This is a genomic window from Solirubrobacter deserti, assembly GCF_027587175.1.
In the GTDB taxonomy this organism is placed as follows: Bacteria; Actinomycetota; Thermoleophilia; order Solirubrobacterales; family Solirubrobacteraceae; genus Solirubrobacter; species Solirubrobacter deserti.
In genome coordinates, this window is record NZ_JAPCID010000011.1 from 149,948 (window position 1) to 168,391 (window position 18,444).

Annotated in this window: 14 protein-coding genes; 8 read left to right on the top strand and 6 right to left on the bottom strand. The window is 71.9% G+C overall.

What is annotated here, in order from left to right:
* Positions 1-7 precede the first annotated feature (7 nt).
* Genes OJ962_RS09950 through OJ962_RS09975 form a run of 6 tightly spaced genes read right to left on the bottom strand, consistent with a single transcriptional unit; the run spans position 8 to position 6,631 of the window.
* Positions 8-2,062, bottom strand: a complete 2,055-nt coding sequence (locus OJ962_RS09950; RefSeq protein WP_202952913.1) for a chemotaxis protein CheA — start codon at positions 2,060-2,062, stop codon at positions 8-10.
* A gap of 1 nt (position 2,063) precedes the next feature.
* Positions 2,064-2,969: a CheR family methyltransferase gene (locus OJ962_RS09955; RefSeq protein WP_202952912.1), complete on the bottom strand. Its 906-nt coding sequence runs from the start codon at positions 2,967-2,969 to the stop codon at positions 2,064-2,066.
* Positions 2,966-4,054, bottom strand: a complete 1,089-nt coding sequence (gene cheB, locus OJ962_RS09960; protein WP_202952911.1) for a chemotaxis-specific protein-glutamate methyltransferase CheB — start codon at positions 4,052-4,054, stop codon at positions 2,966-2,968. The genes OJ962_RS09955 and cheB overlap by 4 nt, the downstream gene beginning before the upstream one ends.
* A gap of 11 nt (positions 4,055-4,065) precedes the next feature.
* On the bottom strand, positions 4,066-4,509 hold the full coding sequence (locus OJ962_RS09965; RefSeq protein WP_202952910.1) for a chemotaxis protein CheW: 444 nt from the start codon (positions 4,507-4,509) through the stop codon (positions 4,066-4,068).
* Between the two features lie 51 nt (positions 4,510-4,560).
* A complete protein-coding gene (locus tag OJ962_RS09970; RefSeq protein ID WP_202952909.1) occupies positions 4,561-6,000 on the bottom strand; it encodes a sensor histidine kinase in 1,440 nt (479 codons plus the stop codon).
* Complete coding sequence (locus tag OJ962_RS09975) at positions 5,942-6,631, bottom strand: response regulator transcription factor (RefSeq protein WP_202952908.1); 690 nt, start codon at positions 6,629-6,631, stop codon at positions 5,942-5,944. The genes OJ962_RS09970 and OJ962_RS09975 overlap by 59 nt, the downstream gene beginning before the upstream one ends.
* A gap of 106 nt (positions 6,632-6,737) precedes the next feature.
* Between OJ962_RS09975 and OJ962_RS09980 the strand changes: the two genes are divergently transcribed.
* The 8 genes from OJ962_RS09980 (at position 6,738) to recA (ending at position 18,310) form a co-directional block, all read left to right on the top strand.
* Complete coding sequence (locus OJ962_RS09980; protein ID WP_202952907.1) at positions 6,738-9,239, top strand: FtsK/SpoIIIE family DNA translocase; 2,502 nt, start codon at positions 6,738-6,740, stop codon at positions 9,237-9,239.
* 25 nt (positions 9,240-9,264) lie between these two features.
* On the top strand, positions 9,265-10,047 hold the full coding sequence (locus OJ962_RS09985) for a helix-turn-helix domain-containing protein (protein ID WP_202952906.1): 783 nt from the start codon (positions 9,265-9,267) through the stop codon (positions 10,045-10,047).
* Positions 10,044-11,291, top strand: coding sequence for a competence/damage-inducible protein A (locus OJ962_RS09990; RefSeq protein ID WP_202952905.1), 1,248 nt, complete (start codon positions 10,044-10,046; stop codon positions 11,289-11,291). The genes OJ962_RS09985 and OJ962_RS09990 overlap by 4 nt, the downstream gene beginning before the upstream one ends.
* Positions 11,292-11,613: 322 nt before the next feature.
* Entirely contained in the window at positions 11,614-12,159 is a 546-nt protein-coding gene (thpR, locus tag OJ962_RS09995) for an RNA 2',3'-cyclic phosphodiesterase (RefSeq protein WP_202952904.1), read from the top strand.
* The gene (locus tag OJ962_RS10000) at positions 12,159-14,003 is read left to right on the top strand and encodes an alpha/beta hydrolase (protein ID WP_202952903.1); all 1,845 of its coding nucleotides are present in this window, start codon (positions 12,159-12,161) and stop codon (positions 14,001-14,003) included. The genes thpR and OJ962_RS10000 overlap by 1 nt, the downstream gene beginning before the upstream one ends.
* Before the next feature lie 46 nt (positions 14,004-14,049).
* Complete coding sequence (locus tag OJ962_RS10005; RefSeq protein WP_202952902.1) at positions 14,050-14,739, top strand: CheR family methyltransferase; 690 nt, start codon at positions 14,050-14,052, stop codon at positions 14,737-14,739.
* The gene (locus OJ962_RS10010) at positions 14,736-17,165 is read left to right on the top strand and encodes a sensor histidine kinase (protein ID WP_202952901.1); all 2,430 of its coding nucleotides are present in this window, start codon (positions 14,736-14,738) and stop codon (positions 17,163-17,165) included. Before OJ962_RS10005 ends, OJ962_RS10010 begins: the two co-directional genes overlap by 4 nt.
* 77 nt (positions 17,166-17,242) lie before the next feature.
* Positions 17,243-18,310 (top strand): recombinase RecA, encoded by a 1,068-nt coding sequence (gene recA / locus OJ962_RS10015; protein WP_202952900.1) that lies wholly within the window; start codon positions 17,243-17,245, stop codon positions 18,308-18,310.
* Positions 18,311-18,444 lie beyond the last annotated feature (134 nt).

Sequence of the window (18,444 nt, forward strand, 5' to 3'; positions counted from 1 at the left end):
CTGATGCTCAGGCGGAGACGGGGACGTCGACGACCGCGTCGCAGTCGACGATGAGGGCGATCTGGCCGTCCGAGAGCACGGCCGCGCCGGACAGAGCGGCGCCGTCGGAGATCTCGGGCGGCAGGGGGCGGGTGACGAGCTCGTGCTGGCCGATCATGCGGCTGACGGTCAGCGCGAAGCGATCGCCGTTGCCGCGGACGACCACGGCGTACTCGGCCTCCGGGTTGGTCGGCCCGCCGTAGTGCGAGGACGCGTCCACAATCGGAAGCACGCCGTCGCTGAGGACGAGCATGCGGCGCCCGGCGACCGAGCGCACGGCCTGGTCGGCGACGCGCACGGTGCGCTCGATGCGGTCCAGCGGGATCGCGAACGGGCGGTTGTCGGCCTCGACGATCAGTGCGGCCATGATCGCCAGCGTGAGCGGCAGGCGGATCTGCGAGCTGGTGCCCTTGCCGGGCTCGGAGGTCATGATGACCTCGCCGCCCAGGCCGCGGATCGCGGCGCGGACCGCGTCCATGCCGACGCCGCGGCCGGAGATGTCGCTGGTGACCTCGGCGGTGGAGAAGCCGGGCGTGAACAGCAGCTCGACGGCGCGCGCCATGTCGATGGAGTCGACGCTGGCCGGGTCGATCAGCCCGCGCTCGGCGGCCTTCTCGGCCACCTTGCGGGCGTTGATGCCGCGGCCGTCGTCGGCGACGGTGATGATCACGTTGCCGCCGGCGTGGCGCGCTGAGATCTCCAGCGTGCCCGTGGCCGGCTTGCCCGCGGCGACACGCTCCTCCGGCCCCTCGAGGCCGTGGTCGAGCGAGTTGCGCACGAGATGCACGAGCGGGTCGCCGAGCGCGTCGACCACGGTGCGGTCGAGCTCGGTGTCCTTGCCCACGAGCTGCAGGTCCACCTGCTTGCCGAGCTTGGTCGAGAGGTCGCGCACGAGCCGCGGGAAGCGCAGGAACACGGCCTCCACCGGGATCATCCGGACCTGCATGACCATCGACTGCAGGGCGTGCGACGTGCGTGTGAGGTTCTGCATGGCCTGCGAGAGGCCCGGCACGTCGGCCTGCTGGATGAGCGCCTCCACCTGCGTGCGGTGCAGGACGAGCTCGCCCATGAAGTGCATCAGCTGGTCCAGGCGCTCGGCGTCCACGCGGACCGTGGAGGAGCCGCCGTGCTGCTTGTTGGCGGTGGCCTTCTCCTTCGGCTTCTCGGCCACGGGCGCCGGCGCGGGCGCGGCGGACGCGGGCGCAACGGGCTCGGGCGCCTCGCCGGCGGGCGTGTCCGTGGCGAGTGCCTCGACCGGGGGCGGAACGGGGGCGGTGACCTCCTGCTCGACCTCGTCGGGAGCCTCGAGGGCGGCGTCCGGGACGGCCTCGAAGACCTGCACCTCGGCCACCTCGGGCACGGAGGCGACGGCGTCCTGGATCTCGGTGTCGGTGCGCTCGGAGACCACCCAGGCGTCGATCTCACGCCCGTCGAACGTGTCCACGTCCTCGGGGGTAGGGCTGCACCTGAGCGTCTCGCCGTAGCCGGCGATCACCGACAGGACCATGTAGGCGCGCACGGCCGCCATCGAGACGTCCTCGTCCAGGCGCGCGGAGATCTGGATCACGCGGCGGCCGTCGGCCAGCGCGGACAGCTCGTCCGACGGCGGGATCGCGAGGCCCGCGCGCTCGGCTTCTTGCTCGGGCGTGCGCTCGCGCACCAGCCCGCGCAGGCTCTCGATCAGCGCCTGCGGCTGGATGTTCTCCGCGCCGGTCTCGTCGATCGACTCGACCGCGGCCGAGAGCGCGTCCAGGCACTGGAACAGCACATCGACCGCGACCCGTGGGAGCCCGGTCGTGCGCTGGCGCAGCAGCTCGAACACGTCTTCCATCTCGTGCGTGAGCGCCGCCATGTTGGCGAAGCCCATCGTCGCGCTCATGCCCTTCAGGGAGTGCGCGATGCGGAAGATCTCGTCGACCGTGGCCTGGTCGTCGGGTGTCTCCTCGATCTGTACGACCGCGAGGTTGAGCTCCTGCAGGTGCTCACGCCCCTCGGCCAGGAACATCGGGAGATACTCGTCCATTTCAGCTCTTCTGGTAGATGAAGTGGAAGGGCGACGTCAGCCCGAGGCCCTTCGGGTCCGAAACACGCTCCGAGGTGCCCACCACGAGGTAGCCGCCGGGAGAGAGGGCCTTGACGAGCCGCTCGTGCAGCGCGTCGCGAACCTCTTCGGTGAAGTAGATCACGGTGTTGCGGCAGAAGACCACGTCGTACCGTGCGGAGGGAACCGCCATACGCAGAAGGTCCCCATTTTCGAAGCGCACCATGCGCTTCAGTTCGGGCTTGGCCTGCCAACCGCCTTCCGGGCGGGGCTCGAAGTGCTTGGTGAGCAACGCCTTCGGCGAGGTGCGAGCGTCCTCAGCGGTGAAGTACCCCTCACGGGCACGGGCGACCATGCGCTTGTCCAGGTCCGTGCCGACGATCTCCACCGGGATGTTCGGGATCGTCTCACGCGCGACGGCGGCGATCGTATACGCCTCCGCGCCGTAGGAGGAACCGGCGCTCCAGATCTTCAGGCGCTTGCGCTCGGCCAGCTGCGGCAGGATCTGCTTGCGCAGGACGTCGAACTGGTCCTCGTGGCGCCACAGGTGGCTAACGTTGATCGTGACGCGGTCCAGGAAGGCGTCGAGCTCCTCGGAGTCCTTGCGCAGGATCTTGCCGTACTCGGCGAGGTCCGGCGTGCCCCGGCGCTCGGTCCAGGTGCGCACGCGGCGCTCCATCTGGTTGCGCTTGTACTGGAGCAGGTCGACGCCGCAGAGCGAGCGCACGAGCTCGCACAGGGCGGTGAAGTCGTCGGCCTTGAGGCTCGCGGTGCCGACCGTCGGCCGCGCGGGCGCGGCCGGGCGGGCCGGGCGCGGCGGCGCAGGCGTCGCCGCGCGCGGCGTCAGCGGCGCGCGGGGCGTGAGGGGAGTACGAGGGGGAAGGGTCATGCGCCGGCCTCCCGGGCAATCGCGGCGGGCAGGTCGTGAAGCGGGAGGATCTCGTCGGCGAGGCCGGCCTCGGCCACCGCGCGCGGCATGCCGTAGACGACGCAGGTCGACTCGGCCTCGACCAGGATGCGGCCGCCGGCGGCCTTGACCGCCTTGGCGCCCTCCAGGCCGTCCTTGCCCATGCCGGTCAGCACGACCAGCAGCAGGCTCGGGCCGTAGATCTTGGCGACGTCGGCGATCGTGAGATCGGCCCGCGGGCGCAGGCCGCCCATGGGCGCGTCGTCGGAGAGGCGCACGCGGCCGTCGGCCTCCATGCGCAGGTGCGCGCCGCCGGGGGCGAGCAGGAGGCGCTTGGCGTCGACGGCGTCGCCGGCCTTGGCCTCGATCACGTTCAGGGGGGAGGTGCCGTCCAGGCGCGTCGCGAGCGACGCCGTGAAGCCGGGCGGCATGTGCTGCACGATCACGGACCCGGAGCCGAGCGGTGACGGCAGCTTCGGGATCAGCTCGCCGAGGGCCTTCGGGCCGCCGGTCGAGGACGCGATCATCACGAACTTCTTGCCGGGGCGCGGACGGACCGCGGCGCGCGAGGCGACCGGCGTGACGGGCGCGGCCGGCTTGGCCGCGAGCGGTGTGACCGGCGCGACACGACGGCGGGCGCGGGCCTTGCCGCTGTCGGCGGCGTCGTTGACCTTCTTCGCGAGCTCCTTGGTGAACTCGTCCATCGACTCGCCCATCGCGGGCTTGGCGACGAGGTCGAACGCGCCCTCGGCCAGCGCGTCGACCGCGCGGGCGCCGTGGGCGGGGGAGAAGGCGGAGACCACGATGACGGGGACGCTCGTGGCCTTGCCGGCCTTGAGCGCGCGCAGCACGCCGAGGCCGTCGAGGCCCGGCATGTGCAGATCGAGCGTCATCGCATCGGGCCGGTGCTGATTGCAGGCGGCCAGCGCCTCGTCGCCGTCGGCCGCCGCGGCGACCACTTCAAAGCCCTGGCGTCCGAGGGCGTCGGAGAGGATGCGGCGCATCAGCCGCGAGTCGTCGGCGACGACGACCCGCGGGCGCGCATTCGTGTTCAAGAGGCTGGCCACCGGACTACTGCTTACGCCGCGGCGAGCTCGTCGGCGCGAGCCGAGGCGAACAGCCCTTCCGGGTTGAGCAGGATCACGAGGCGGTCGCCGATCTTGGCGATCGACTCGATCGTCTGGATGTCGGCGGACGGGACGGCCTCGAGCTGCTCGGCCGTGACGGTCAGGACCTCCTCGACGTCGCCGACGACGACGCCGGCCTGGCCGGTGCCCGTCTCGACGATGACGATCTTGCCGAACTCGGCGTCGCCGGCGTCGATGCCGATGCGCGAAGCGAGGTCGTAGATCGGGATGATCTTGCCGCGCAGGCCGATGACGCCGCGGATCCACGGCACGTCGGAGGCGACGGAGCGGGGCTCTGAAAAGCGGATGATCTCGTGGACCGAGCCGATCGGGAGGGCGTATTCCTCCGACCCGAGGCTGAAGACGACGAGCTGCTGGGAAGTGGTGTCAGACATGTCCTTCTGTCCATCGGCATCAGCGGCGATGGCTTGAGGGCATGTGAGCTTCTAGGGGGAGGCCGGGAACCGCACCACGAAGCGGGCTCCGCGTCCGTCGAGGGGCGGCTCGAGGCTCACGCTGCCGTGGTGGCTCTCGGCGACGGCCCTGACGATCGCCAGACCCAGCCCGGACGAGCCGCTGCGGTCGCCGTGGGCGCGGAAGAAGCGCTCGAACACCTTCTCGCGCAGCTCGGGCGCGATGCCCGGCCCGTCGTCCTCGACGGCGAGCACGATCTGGTCGCCCTGGCGCTCGACGCTGGCCTCGACGGCCGTGCCGGGATCGGTGTGGCGCAGCGCGTTCTCCATCAGGTTGAGCACGAGCCGGTGGAGCTCGTCCTGCACACCTTCGATCCACGCGCCCGGGCGGGCCGTGATCGAGATCTCGTGGTCGCCGGCGACCGGCTCGAGCTCCGCCGCGGCGGCGGCGACGATCTCGCTCAGGTCCACGGGGCGGTGCTGGATCGGCACGCGGCCGGCGTCCTGGCGCGCGAGCAGCAGCAGGTCGGCGACCAGCCGGCGCATGCGCTTGCTCGAGCGCAGCGCGGACGCGGCGGCCTCCTTGTGCTCGCCCGTGAGCGTCTCCTCGAGCAGCTCGAGGTTGGCCAGCACGGACGTCAGCGGCGTGCGCAGCTCGTGCGAGGCGTCGGCGACGAACTCGCGCTGGCGCTCGAGCGTCAGCGCCGTCTCGGCCCGTTCCTTCTCGAGCGCCTGCAGCATCTCCTCGAACGTCGTGGCCAGCTCGGCGACCTCGTCGTCGGCCTCCGGGCGCGGGATGGCGACGGTCGCATCGCCCGTGCGCTCGACCTCGCGCGCGGTCGCGGTGAGCTCGGCGATCGGCTCCATCGCGCGCCGCGCCGTGGCCAGGCCGGCCAGCAGCGCGAGCCCGGCGCCGCCGAGCACGCCGAGGCCGAGGAACACCTTCACGCGGTTGGCCGTCGCCCGCACGTCCGACATCCGCCGCGCGTACTGGATCGCGAGCGTGTAGTAGACGGCGGTGCCGGGCCGCGAGAGCGGCGCCTCACGCGTCTCCACGCGCCAGCCGTCCACCTCCTTGCGGCTGGCGTCGGGCGCCCCGAACGACGGCGCGTTGCGCGACCCGTCGAACCGCTGCCCGTTCAGGTACACGACGCGCACCGCGGCGTTGGTGCTCGACACGTACGAGTCGAGGTCGATGTTGGGCGTGTACTGCGGGTTGCCGTTCGGGTCCAGCTGCTTGAAGTCGTAGCGCAGCTGGGCCTCGAGCCGGTCGGCGGCGCTCGCCACCTGGCGGTTGAAGTCGCTGTAGATGGCGCGCGTGGTGAGCGTGCCGACGATCACGGCAAAGCCGAGCAGGATGACCAGCGTCAGCGCGGCGGACCCGCCCGCGAGCCGCCAGCGGATGGGCTGCCGCTTATACGCGGAGTACGTAGCCTGCGCCGCGGACCGTGTGGAGGAGACGGGGCTCGCCACCGGCTTCGAGCTTTCTTCTGAGGTTGGACACGAACACCTCGATCGTGTTCGTGATGGAGAACGGGTCGTAGCCCCAGACCTCGTCGAGCAGCTTCTGGCGGCTGATCACGAGGCGCTCGTTGCGCATCAGGTACTCGAGCAGCTCGAACTCGCGCTGCGTCAGGTCGATCTGGCGGTCCCCCCGCGCCACTTCGTGCGTGTCGGGGTTGAGCGTGAGGTCGCCCACGCGCAACGGGGCCATGCCGCGCGGAGGCCGGCGCCGCAGCAGGGCCCGCAGGCGGGCCAGCAGCTCCTGGCGCTCGAACGGCTTGACCAGATAGTCGTCGGCGCCGACATCCAGGCCCTGCACGCGCGATTCCAGCGCGTCACGGGCCGTGAGCATGAGGATCGGCGTCTCGTCGCCGTCGTCGCGCAGCCGCTTGGCGACGTCGATGCCGTCCAGGCGCGGGAGCCCGAGATCGAGGACGATGATGTCCGGCAGGAAGGCATGGGCCTCGTCCAGGCCGCTCACGCCGTCGGCTGCGAGCTTGACCTCGTAGCCCTCAAGGCGGAGCGAGCGCTGCAGGACCTGGGCGATCTCCTCGTCGTCCTCGACGACGAGCACGCGCACGGGACGGCTGGCGGCATCCATTACTTAAAGATGGTACGCGGCGACCGGACGAAACGGCCCGACGTTTTAGCTGCTCGTGAGCATTTGGCAGGGGAGCGCGGGCGCGCGTCGAAGGGGCTCGGGCCAGATGCCTGCCGCGAAGAAGAAGCCCAAGAAGAAGCCCGCCGCTCGCGCGCGCCAGTCGGCGCCCTCGCGCGGCCTGCCGGTGCTCGAACAGCGCCAGCTCGACCTGATCGGCCTGGGGCTCTTCGGCCTCGGCCTGTTCTTCGGATTCCTCGTCTACATGGGATGGGAGGGCGGGCGCGTCGGCTCTGAGGCCGTCGAGGGGCTCAAATGGCTGCTCGGCGCCGGGCACTACCTCGTGCCGCTGGCGCTGATCCTCGGCGGCGCGATCGTCGTCCTGCGTCCGGTGCTGCCCGCGGTCAAGCCGTTCCGCGCGGGCGCGATCTGCCTGTTCCTGTCGGTGACGCTGGCGCTGTCGGCCGGGACGCTCGGCCTCGGGCCCGACGGCGCGCGCCCGGACTGGTGGGACGCCGAGTGGGTCAAGACGCGCGGCGGCATGGTGGGGGAGACGCTCGACTGGGGTCTAGAGACGCTGTTCGGCGCCGTCGGCGCGCACATCGTCGCGATCTTCGTGTTCATCGCGGGCGTGCTGCTGCTCACGGGCGCCTCGGTCGCGAGCGTCATCAAGTTCACGACCGATTCGGTGTCCTCGACCACGCGCGAGCTGCGCACGGCGGCCGCCAAGGCGCCGCGGCCGCGGCCCCGCCCGCGGGTCCGGGACGATCTGGCGACGCTCGAGCGCTCCACGCGCGTGAAGGTGTCCACGAAGACACCACCGGCGGAGATCGAAGAGCCGCCCGAGTACGACTCGCTGTGGGACACGACCGTGCCCGACGAGCCCGAGGTCGAGGTTCGGCCGCTGTTCGAGGACCCGGAGCCCGAGCCCGAGTTGATCGCGCCCGAGCTCGACGAGCCCGAGCCCGAGCCGGAGATCGAGGAGGTGCCCGAGCTCGAGCGCCTCGCCGAGGACCCGGCCGAGGACGAGCCGGGCGTCACGCGCGGCCCGGCCAAGCCCGTCGAGCCCGAGCAGCTCACGCCGCAGGGCCGCTACCGCAGCGACGTCACCGACTCACCCGACTTCGTGTGGGAGCTCCCGGACGCCGGCGAGCTCACGCGCTCGAGCGAGGACGCCTCGCGGCCGGACACCGCCGGGCAGGAGAAGGTCGCGGCGGCGCTGCTGGAGGCGCTCGCGCACTTCAAGATCGAGGCGAAGGTCATCGGCATGGTGGCCGGCCCGCACATCACGCGCTACGAGCTCCGGCTCGCGCCGGGCATCAAGGTCGGCAAGGTCGCGCAGCTCAAGGACGACCTGGCGTACGCGCTGGCCGCGTCCGACGTGCGCATCCTCGCGCCGATCCCGGGCAAGCAGGCCGTGGGCATCGAGGTGCCGAACGCGCGCCGCCGGATCGTGCACCTCGGCGACATCTACCAGCAGCCGCCCGAGGACTGGTCGCCGCTGACGGTGTGGCTCGGCAAGGACGTCGCGGGCCGCGCGATCGGCGCCGATCTGGCCAAGATGCCGCACCTGCTCGTCGCCGGGACGACCGGCGCCGGCAAGTCCGCGTGCGTGAACGCGATGCTGTCGAGCATCCTGCTGCGCGCGACGCCGCACGAGGTGCGGATGGTGCTCGTGGACCCCAAGCAGGTCGAGCTCACGCACTACGACTCGATCCCGCACCTGCTGACGCCCGTGATCACCTCGCCGCGCCAGGCCGCGACCGCGCTGCAGAACCTCGTGCGGGAGATGGAGCAGCGCTACGGCGCGATGGCGCTCGCCCGCACCCGGACGCTGAAGGACCTCAACAAGGTCCGCGCGACGCGCGACCAGCCGCCGCTCCCCTACATCCTGTGCGTGATCGACGAGCTCGCCGACCTGATGATGGTCGCGCCCGCCGACGTCGAGGACTCGATCATCCGGATCGCCCAGAAGGCGCGCGCGGTCGGCATCCACCTCGTACTGGCGACGCAGTCCCCGCGCGTGGACGTCATCACGGGCATGATCAAGGCCAACGTGCCGTCGCGGATCGCGTTCGCGGTGTCCTCGCAGACCGACTCGCGCGTGATCCTCGACCAGAACGGCGCCGAGGCGCTGCTCGGCATGGGCGACATGCTCTTCTCGCCCGTCGGCTCCTCCCGGCTGCAGCGCATCCAGGGCGCCTACATCGACGAGCCGCAGATCGAGGCCATCACGGGCGCCTGGCGCGACCAGGGCGAGCCCGAGCTGCGCGAGGACCTGCTGGAGGAGGTCGAGGAGGAGGGCGCCGCCGAGGCCGAGAGCGCGCCCGACGAGTTCGACCCGGACGAGGACCCGCTGCTCGAGGACGCGATCCGGCTCGTCGCCGAGATGCAAACCGCCTCCACGTCGATGCTGCAACGCCGCTTGCGGCTGGGCTACACGCGAGCCGGGAGACTGATCGACATGCTCGAGCGGCGCGGCGTGATCTCCGGATACGAAGGTTCCAAGCCACGTCAGGTGCTCGTGACCGAAGCAGATGTCCCGCGCATCCTCGAAGCGCTGGCCGCTTCGCCGGCCAAAGTGCCGGACAGCGACGTAGACGGCGACTGAGGCGCTTGTAGCCTCGTAGAAGCTGATGCCGGAGATCGGTGAGACGCTTCGCGAGACACGGATGCGCCGCCGCATCGACATGACCGAGGTCGAGGCGGCGACGAAGATCCGTGCCAAGTACCTGCGCGCGCTTGAGAACGAGGAGTGGGACCTGCTGCCAGGTCCCACTTTCGTCAAGACGTTCCTGCGCACGTACGCCGAGTACCTGGACCTCGATCCCCGGCTGCTGGTGGAGGAGTACCGCCAGCGTTTCGAGCGGCCGACCACGCAGGACCTCACGCCCTTCCGGCGCGAGCGGCCCGGGCGCCAGCGCCAGCGGGCGCGGCGGCCGATCGGGCCGTTCGTGGTCGTCGGGCTGGCGATCCTGATCGTGCTCGGCGCGCTCTACATCCTCGGCCAGCAGGGGCCTGACGAGGAGGAGCCGAACGTCGTCTCCACGCCCACGGCCACGCCGACCGCAACCGCCGCGCCGACCGAGACCGCGTCCGGGAGCAAGCGCAAGAAGAAGCGGGGGCCGGCGCGCGTGTCACTGAAGCTGACCGCGACCGACCGCGTCTACGTGTGCCTGGTGGACGCCACGGGGAAGGCCGTCGTCAATGGCGAGTACATCGAGAAGGGACGCTCCACGCGGACGTTCCGCTCCAAGTTCTTCCGCGTCAACCTCGGCAACAGCTCGGTGCGCATGAGCTACGGCGGCAAGCGCTACGGCGCGGCGAACATCGGCCAGCCGATCGGCTACGAGCTGCGGCCGGGCAAGCGGCCGAAGCGCCTGAAGGAGTCGGTGCGGACGGGGCTCTGCGCCACTTGAGCGTGCGCGCGGGCATCGTCGTCACCGGCACCGAGGTCCTCTCGGGGCTGATCCGGGACGCGAACGGGCCGTGGCTCTCTGAGGCGCTGCGCAGCTTCGGCGTGTCGGTCGAGCAGATCGTCGTCGTGGGGGACCGGCCGGACGATGTCCGGCGCGCCCTGGACTTCTTCGCGGACTTCGACCTGGTGTTGACCACCGGCGGGCTCGGGCCGACCGCGGACGACCTCACGGCCGAGGTGGTGGCCGGTTGGCACGGAACGTCGATGGTCTTGGACGAGGCCCTGGAGGAGCGGATCTGGGGGATCGTCAACGGCCTGCGCAAGCGGATCGGGGGCGAGGAGGCGCCGATGCGGGCGGGTGCGCGCAAGCAGGCGCACGTGCCGGTCGGAGCGGTCGTCCTCGAACCCAAGGGCACCGCTCCCGGCTTCCTCGTGGGGTCGTCGCCGCTGGTCGCGGTGTTGCCGGGGCCGCCGCGCGAGCTGCAGAGCATGTGGGCCGACGCGGTGAAGGTCGAGCCGCTGGCTTCGTTGCTGGCGTCCGCGGGCGCGCTGGAGCGTCGGATCCTGCGCTTCTTCCCGCTGAGCGAGCCGCAGATCGCGGCGACGTTGCGCGAGCTGGACGAGGGGTCGCTGCCGTTCGAGGTCACGACGTGCCTGCGGCGTGGCGAGCTCGAGGTCGCGACGGTGTACCGGCCCTCGGAGGCGGCGGCGTACGAGTCCTTCGAAGCGCAGTTGCGTGCCCGGCACGGTGAGGTGCTGTTCTCCGACGACGGCGCGACGATCGACGAGGTCGTTCAGCGCGGGCTGGACGGGCTGACGATCGCCGTCGCCGAGTCCTGCACGGGCGGGCTGATGGCGGGCCGGCTCACGGACCTGGCCGGCTCTTCCGCCCATGTCCTCGGTGGTTTCGTCGTGTACTCGAACGAGGCCAAGACGAAGTTCGCGGACGTGGACCCGACGTTGATCGAGGCCCACGGCGCGGTTTCGCCCGAAGTCGCGCAGGCACTGGCGTTCGGCGCGCGCTCGCGCTTCGGTGCGGATCTCGGCATCGGGATCACGGGGATCGCCGGACCGGGTGGTGGGACGCCCGAGAAGCCGGTCGGCACCGTGTGCCTGTGCGTCGAGGCGCCGTGGGGGCGCGACGATCGCGTGGTCCGGTTGCCGGGATCGCGTGCCGACGTGCGCGACCGGACGACCACGGTGGCGCTCCACATGCTGCGTGGGCTGCTGGCGCAGCGGCGCTGAACGGCTCACCGAGGGGGAAGGAGCTGGCGTTTCGCTCGTGCGGCGGGCGAAGCGGCGCCTCGCGGGCTCCGCGCGGTGTTCGCCTCCAGGAGGCGGGGTGGGCGACGAAACTCTCGCCCAGCGATAGTTTCGTCGACTACCCAGAGCGAGGGCGTGTTCGTTTCCCCGAGATCCGCAGCAGGCGGACCGAAGCACGGCGCTCCACGTAGTCTCCGGAGCCCGTACCTTGACGGTACGCAGCACGCCGCGACTCCCTTGCCGCGCGGAGCCCGAGAGGCGCTGAGCCGGCCGTGCGAGCGAAACGCCAGCTTCTTCCCCCTCGATGCCCGCCGTGCTGCGCCTCTTTGTCGCCCTCGACCTCCCGAACGAGCTCCGCGCCACCCTCGCGGCGCTCCGGATAGACGAGTCCACGTGGCGCCCGATCCCCGAAGAGGCGCTCCACATCACCCTCGCCTTCCTCGGCGCCCGGCCGCCCACCGACGTCGACCTGATCCGCCCAATCATCGAAGCCGAGCGCGCGGCGCCCGAACTCGTCATCGGCAACGTCCTCCTGCTCCCACCGCGCCGCGCCCGCGTCCTCACGGTCGAGCTGGAAGATCCCACGAACGCGCTCCGCGAACTGCAAGCGCGGGTCTCGCACGGGCTCGAGCAGGCCGGCGTCCACACCCCCGAGAAGCGCCCCTTCCGCGCCCACGTCACGGTCGCCCGCATGCGCCCGCGCGTCACGCCGCCCCGTGAAGTCCCACTCGACCTCGAGCCCACCCGCTTCCACGGCCGCTCGCTCACCCTCTACCGCTCGCAGCTCCATCCCAGCGGGGCGAGCTACCACGCGCTGATCTCCCAACCTCTCGGCTACATTCAGCCGTGATGCGGAGGCTCATCTTCGGGGCGCTGCTCGCCCTCGCGGCGCTCACGGCCCTCCCGACCACGGCGCACGCGGCGCTGCAGTGGCGCTCGTGCGTGGACTTCAACGGCGTCCAGTGTGCGACGCTCGACGTCCCGCTCGACCGCGCGAACACCATGCCGGGCACGGTTCCCCTGCGGATCGCCCGCGCGGGCCGGCGGTCCGGGCCGACGCTGATGTACCTGTCCGGCGGCCCGGGCGGCGCCGGGGTGAGCGAGATGATCGGCGTGCTCGCGGCCGTACCGTTCCTGCTCGATCGCTTCCGCGTCATCGGCTTCGACCAGCGCGGCACCGGTCGCTCGGGCCTGCTGCGCTGCCCGCGGCTCGAGAAGGACCCGTACCTGCGGGACACGGGGGCGGCCGAGGAATGCGCGGCCCGGATCGGCCCCGCGCGGCGCTTCTACACGACGCCCGACTCCGTCCAGGACATGGAAGCGATCCGTCAGCAGCTCGGCAGCGCGAAGCTGACGCTGTTCGGCATCTCCTACGGAACCGAGCTGGCCGTCGCCTACGCGCGCGCCTTCCCGCAGCACGTCGAGCGGCTGATCCTGGACTCGGTGGTCGACTACGACGACCGCGACCCGTTCGCCACCGTCAACTTCCGGGCGATGGGCCCGTCGCTGAAGTCGCTGTGCCCGGGTGGCTGCCGCGGCATCTCCGCCGACCCCGGCGCCGACCTGGCCAAGCTCGTGGCCCAGCTGCGTGTGACGCCCCTGCAGGCATTCGCCTACGACCGGCTCGGCCGCTCCACGCGCGTGCGCATCACGCCCACGGCGCTGTTCGACCTGATGCTGCTCACGGACTACCTGCCGGCGCTGCGCGCGGCGGTCCCCGCCGGCGTGCAGGCCGCGCTCAAGGGCGACGGCGCGCTGCTCGCGCGCCTGATCCGGGAAGCGCGGCGGCTCGAGGGCTTCGGCTCGCCGCGGGACTTCTCGGTCGCCCGCTACTCGACCGTGTGCGAGACGACGCCGCTGCCGTGGGACCCGGGCACGCCGATCGAGGCCCGCGCCGCGATCACGCAGCAACGGCTCGCGGCCGTCGCACCGAACGCGTTCGCACCGTTCGACGCCGCGGTGGTGCTCGAGGACGAGATCGACCTGTGCCTGCGCTGGCCGGACGTGCCGCGCCCGGTCGTCGACGTCCCGGCGCCGCCGTACCCGACCGTGCCGACGCTCATCCTGCAGGGCAACGAGGATCTGCGCACGCCGCCGGAGTGGTCGCAGAACGTCGCTTCGCGGATCCCGGGCGCGCACCGGATCGTCATCCGCGGCGTCGGCCACTCCACGGTCAGCGACCCGCGCGACTGCGCGGCCTCCGCGATCCTGCGCTTCGTCACCCGGCGCACGCCGCCGCGGACGTGCAAGCGCGTCCCGACCGGCGTCCCGGCGGTCCTGTCGGCGCCCGCGTCGTTCGAGTCGCTGCGCGGCCTTCCGGGCTACTCGCGCAAGACGGGCCGCACGCTGCGCGCCGTGCTCGCGACGATCGACGACCTCGACCTCGTGCTCTCGCCCGCCACGCTCGCGAGCGCCGGCGGCGGGCTGCGCGGTGGGTCCTGGTCGGTCGCCGGGCGCCGGCTGCGGCTGAGCGACTACCAGGCCGTGACCGGCGTGACGGTCGGCGGCGGAGGAGACCTCACGCGCTCGCTCACGCTGCGGATCGCCGGCACGAAGGCCGCCAAGGGGACGCTCGTGCTCAACGCGCGCGGGCTCACCGGCCGGCTGGGCGGACGGCCGGTCCGACTGCGGCTCGACGCGGCCCGTGCCAGCCTCGTGCACGAAACCGTGCAGCTGCAGAAGTTGGCGCGCTGACAGACCGAGAACTGGTCGGCATCGCGACGCTACGGTCCCTGCCTCCGTGGGCGAACTGGAGCGTGTAAGCGGTCTCCCGTTGGCGAGCTTCCGCGACGAGCACGTCGACGAGCAGGTGGCACGCGCGTGCCGCCGTCTCGACGTGCCCGACGTGCTGTCTCTGGCGCGCGTACTGCGCTCCGACGAGGCCGCGCGCCGCCGGTTCCGGCGCTCGATCGCGATCTCGCACGCAGCGATGTTCCGCGACCCCGAGCAGTTCGCGCTGCTAGAGGAGGAGCTGTTGCCGCGGCTGCTGGCGGGGACCGCGCGGATCAGCGCGTGGTCGGCGGGCTGTTCGGACGGCTCCGAGCTCTACTCGCTCGGGGTGGTGCTCGAGCGCCTGGGCGCGCTCAACCGCTCCTTGCTGCTCGGCAGCGATCTGCTCGAGGAAAACCTCGCATTGGCGCAAGTCGGGGCCTTCGACGGCGTTTCGGACGCTGTGCGCGCACGTGCGCGGTTCGAGCGACGGGACCTGACGGCGGACGGCCCGCCGCCCGGTCGCTGGCGCCTGGTCCTCTGCCGCAACGTCGCGATCTACATGGGTCCGGCCGCCCGCGAACGGCTCTACGGCACGCTGGTCGCCGCCCTGGCGCGCCGCGGCGTGCTGCTGCTCGGCCGCAGCGAGCGCCTGATCGACCCGGCGCGGTACGGGCTGTGCGCGATCGCGCCGCACGCGTACGAGCGGGTGGGCGGATGACCCGCCGGACCATCCTCGGCTCGCTCAGCCTCGTGCTGATCGTGTTCGCCGTCATCGCGCTGCTGTCTTGGGCGGTCGCCCGCCAGCAGGCGACGGCGGCCCGGGCGCTGGAGTCGCAGGAGGTCATCGCCGCCGCCAACCTCACGCAGCAGCGGCTGCTCGCGGTCCAGACGAACGTCCGCGGCTACCTGATCTCCGGCAACGAGGAGCTGCTGCAGGAATACCAGCACGTGCGCAGCGCCCTGCCGGACGCCGCGACGGCGCTCGCCGCGCTCGTCGCCGACGATCCCGAGCAGGCGCGCCGGGCGGCGCGGATCCGCGACGAGGCGCTCTCCTACGTCAACAACTACGCGGAGAACGTGGTCACCCGCACGCGTCAGGACGGCGTCGGCGCCGGGCGGGAGTTCGCGGCGGCCGCCTCCGGGACCCAGCGCGCGAAGGTCGTCGAGGACCGGATCGCGGCGCTGTCGGCGGCCGAGCAGATCCGGTCCGTACGCGAGTCGCGGGAGGCCGACGCCGCGTCCGAGCGCGCGTCCAGGATCGCGCTCGTCGGGCTGCTGGTGTGCGTGCTCGCACTGGCGATCGTGACCTTCTACGTGGCGCGACGGATCGCGCGCCCCGTGAGCCGGCTCGCGGTCGCGGCCGACCGCGTGCGCAGCGGTGACCTGGACGCGACGGTCCCGACCTCCGGCCGCGGTGAGATCGGCCGGCTCGCCGCGACCTTCAACGCGATGGCGCGCTCGCTCCAGCAGTCGCGCGACGAGCTCGAGCACCAGAACACCGAGCTCGAGATGCAGGCGATCGCGCTCGAGGAGCGCCAGGAGGAGCTGACCGCGGCGGGCGAGGAGGTGCGGGCCCAGCGCGACGAGCTGTCGCTGACGGCGGCGCAGCTGGCCGAGGAGAAGCGGCGCGCGGAGGCCTACGGCGCGTTCGCGGACTCGCTGGCCGCCGAGCGGGACGCGCGCGTGCTCGCCTGGATCGCCCTGTCGGGCCTGGTCGAGGCCGCGGGGGCGGACGTCGGCGCGCTGTACGGGGCGTCCTGGGCCGAGGAGCAGCGCTGGGCGCGGCTCGCAGCCGTCGGGCTGGACCCGGAAGCCCTGGCCGAGCGGATGGCAGCGGGCGGCGAGGGCGCCGCGGCGCGGGCGGTCCTCGCGCGCGAAGTCGTGCTGATGGACTCCTCGGCGCTGCGCGTGCAGACGCTCGGCGGCGAAGCGCCGGTGCGCTGGGAGCTACACGTGCCGCTGCAGATCGGTGAGCGGTCGATCGGCGTGGCGACGCTGGGCGGGATCAGCTCGGACGCGTTCGACGCGGACGAGAGCGAGCTCGTCCTGCGGCTGGCCGCACAGGCCGCGACCGCGTTGGCCGAGGCTGACGCGCTGGCCCAGCAGGACTGGCTGTCGCAGGTCAACGCGGCCGTGCTGGACGGGGTCCGCGAGGGCATCGGCCTGGTCGGGCTGGACGGCGAGCTGGTGTTCGCGAACGCGGCGATGGCGGAGCTGGCCGCTCGTGCGGACATGCCGGTGGCCGCGGCGATCGGTGCCGACCGAGGGCCGCTGCCGGCGTCGTTCGACGGGGACACGTACTTCGCCGACTGGGAGGCGGTGCTGGCCGACTCCGACGAGCCGACCGCGGACGAGCTGGCCGTGTCCGGCTTCGTGCTCGAGCGCTACACCGCGCCGATCGACGACGCCCGCGGCACGCGGATCGGCCGCCTGGTGGTGCTGCGCGACGTCACGCGCGAGCGCGAGGTGGACCAGCTCAAGTCGACGCTCATGCAGACCGTCTCGCACGAGCTGCGCACGCCGCTGGCTTCGGTCGTGGGGTACACGGAGCTGCTGCGGACGCGGCGGCTGGACGCGGACTCGCGCGCGGAGATCCTGGGGACGGTGCACCGCGAGGCCAAGCGGCTCTCGTCCTTGATCGACGACTTCCTCGATCTGCAGACGATCGAGGAGCAGCGGCTGGAGCTGTCGCTGGCGCCGTTCGACGTCGGCGCGCTGCTGGCGGAGTCCGTGGCGGTGTTCGGCGGGCAGAGCGAGGCGCACACGCTCGTGCTGCTGCCGTGCGAGCAGCCCGTGGTGGCGGTCGGGGACCGCGCGCGGGTGGCCCAGGTGATCGCGAACCTGCTCTCGAACGCGATCAAGTACTCGCCGGACGGCGGCACGGTGCGCGTGTCCGCGCAGTGCGGGGAGGGTGTGGTGCGGATCTCCGTGGCCGATGAAGGGCTCGGCATCCCGCTGGCCGCCCAGCCGCGCGTGTTCGAGAAATTCTTCCGGGTCGCGCGCGAGGAGACGGTGCGCGTGGCCGGGTCCGGGCTCGGCCTGGCGCTCGCGCACGACATCGTGGTCGCGCACGGCGGGGAGATGGGCTTCGAGAGCGTCGAGGGCGACGGCTCGACGTTTTGGTTCACCTTGCCCACGGCCTGACACAGAAGTGTTCCTTTTGTGTGCCAAATGCGCACACGCGTTCGCATCCGTCCGATCCTGGTCGTAGCTTGATCGTCATGAGCAACCAGGACCCCTTGAAGGCACGAGACACAGCCCTGCAGGGCGCCCTGTCGCAGATCGAGCGCCAGTTCGGCAAAGGCTCGGTCATGAGGATGGGGGACCCCGGTGCTCAGGTGAAATGCGAAGCGGTTCCTACAGGGGCGCTGTCGCTGGATCTCGCGCTCGGCATCGGCGGCATTCCGCGTGGCCGCATCGTGGAGATCTTCGGCCCGGAGTCGTCCGGTAAGACGACGCTGATCTACCACATCATCGCCGAGGCCCAGAAGCTCGGCGGCGTGTGCGCGTTCATCGACGCCGAGCACGCGATGGACCCGCTGTACGCGCAGAGGATCGGCGTCAACATCGACGAGCTGCTCGTCTCGCAGCCCGACTACGGCGAGCAGGCGCTGGAGATCGCCGACATGCTCGTGCGGTCCGGCGCGGTGGACGTGGTGGCCGTGGACTCCGTCGCGGCGCTGACGCCGCGGGCCGAGCTCGAGGGCCAGATGGGCGACCAGAGCGTCGGCCTGCAGGCCCGCATGATGTCCCAGGCCATGCGCAAGCTCGCCGGCAACCTGAACCGGACGAAGACGCTCTGCCTCTTCACGAACCAGATCCGCGAGAAGGTCGGCGTCATGTTCGGCTCGCCGGAGACCCAGCCGGGCGGCCGCGCGCTGAAGTTCTACGCCTCCCAGCGCCTGGACATCCGCCGTATCGAGACGCTCAAGGACGGCACCGAGGCCGTCGGCAACCGCGTCCGCGTGAAGGTCGTCAAGAACAAGGTCGCCGCCCCGTTCCGCCAGGCCGAGTTCGACATCGAGTTCGGCCGCGGCATCTCCACCTCGGGCTGCATCCTCGATCTCGGCCTCGAGCACTCGATCGTCTCCAAGTCCGGCTCGTTCTTCTCCTACGGCGACGAGCGGCTCGGCCAGGGCCGCAACAACGCCAAGGGCTACCTCGACTCCCACCCCGAGGTCGCCAAGGAGATCGAGTCCAAGGTCTACGAGGTCCTCGGCGTCAACCAGGACCTCGTCGAACCGATCGAGGGCGACGCCAAGAAGGCCGCGGCCCTCGTCGGCGCCTAGCGCCGGAAAGCGTTCCGAGCATGGGCAGCGCCGCGGAGCCGCACGAACGCTCCGCAACCCCGCAGGCCGAAGCCTCCGCCGACACGGAGGCCACGCCCGGCGCCGCCCACCCGGGCACCACCGCCGCCGCGTCC

Excerpts from the sequence above, each read along its gene's own strand:
- OJ962_RS09950 (WP_202952913.1), bottom strand. The coding sequence starts at position 2,062 with ATGGACGAGTATCTCCCGATGTTCCTGGCCGAGGGGCGTGAGCACCTG.
- OJ962_RS09955 (WP_202952912.1), bottom strand. The coding sequence starts at position 2,969 with ATGACCCTTCCCCCTCGTACTCCCCTCACGCCCCGCGCGCCGCTGACG.
- OJ962_RS09965 (WP_202952910.1), bottom strand. The coding sequence starts at position 4,509 with ATGTCTGACACCACTTCCCAGCAGCTCGTCGTCTTCAGCCTCGGGTCG.
- OJ962_RS09975 (WP_202952908.1), bottom strand. The coding sequence starts at position 6,631 with ATGGATGCCGCCAGCCGTCCCGTGCGCGTGCTCGTCGTCGAGGACGAC.
- OJ962_RS09980 (WP_202952907.1), top strand. The coding sequence starts at position 6,738 with ATGCCTGCCGCGAAGAAGAAGCCCAAGAAGAAGCCCGCCGCTCGCGCG.
- OJ962_RS09985 (WP_202952906.1), top strand. The coding sequence starts at position 9,265 with ATGCCGGAGATCGGTGAGACGCTTCGCGAGACACGGATGCGCCGCCGC.
- thpR (WP_202952904.1), top strand. The coding sequence starts at position 11,614 with ATGCCCGCCGTGCTGCGCCTCTTTGTCGCCCTCGACCTCCCGAACGAG.
- OJ962_RS10000 (WP_202952903.1), top strand. The coding sequence starts at position 12,159 with ATGCGGAGGCTCATCTTCGGGGCGCTGCTCGCCCTCGCGGCGCTCACG.
- OJ962_RS10010 (WP_202952901.1), top strand. The coding sequence starts at position 14,736 with ATGACCCGCCGGACCATCCTCGGCTCGCTCAGCCTCGTGCTGATCGTG.
- recA (WP_202952900.1), top strand. The coding sequence starts at position 17,243 with ATGAGCAACCAGGACCCCTTGAAGGCACGAGACACAGCCCTGCAGGGC.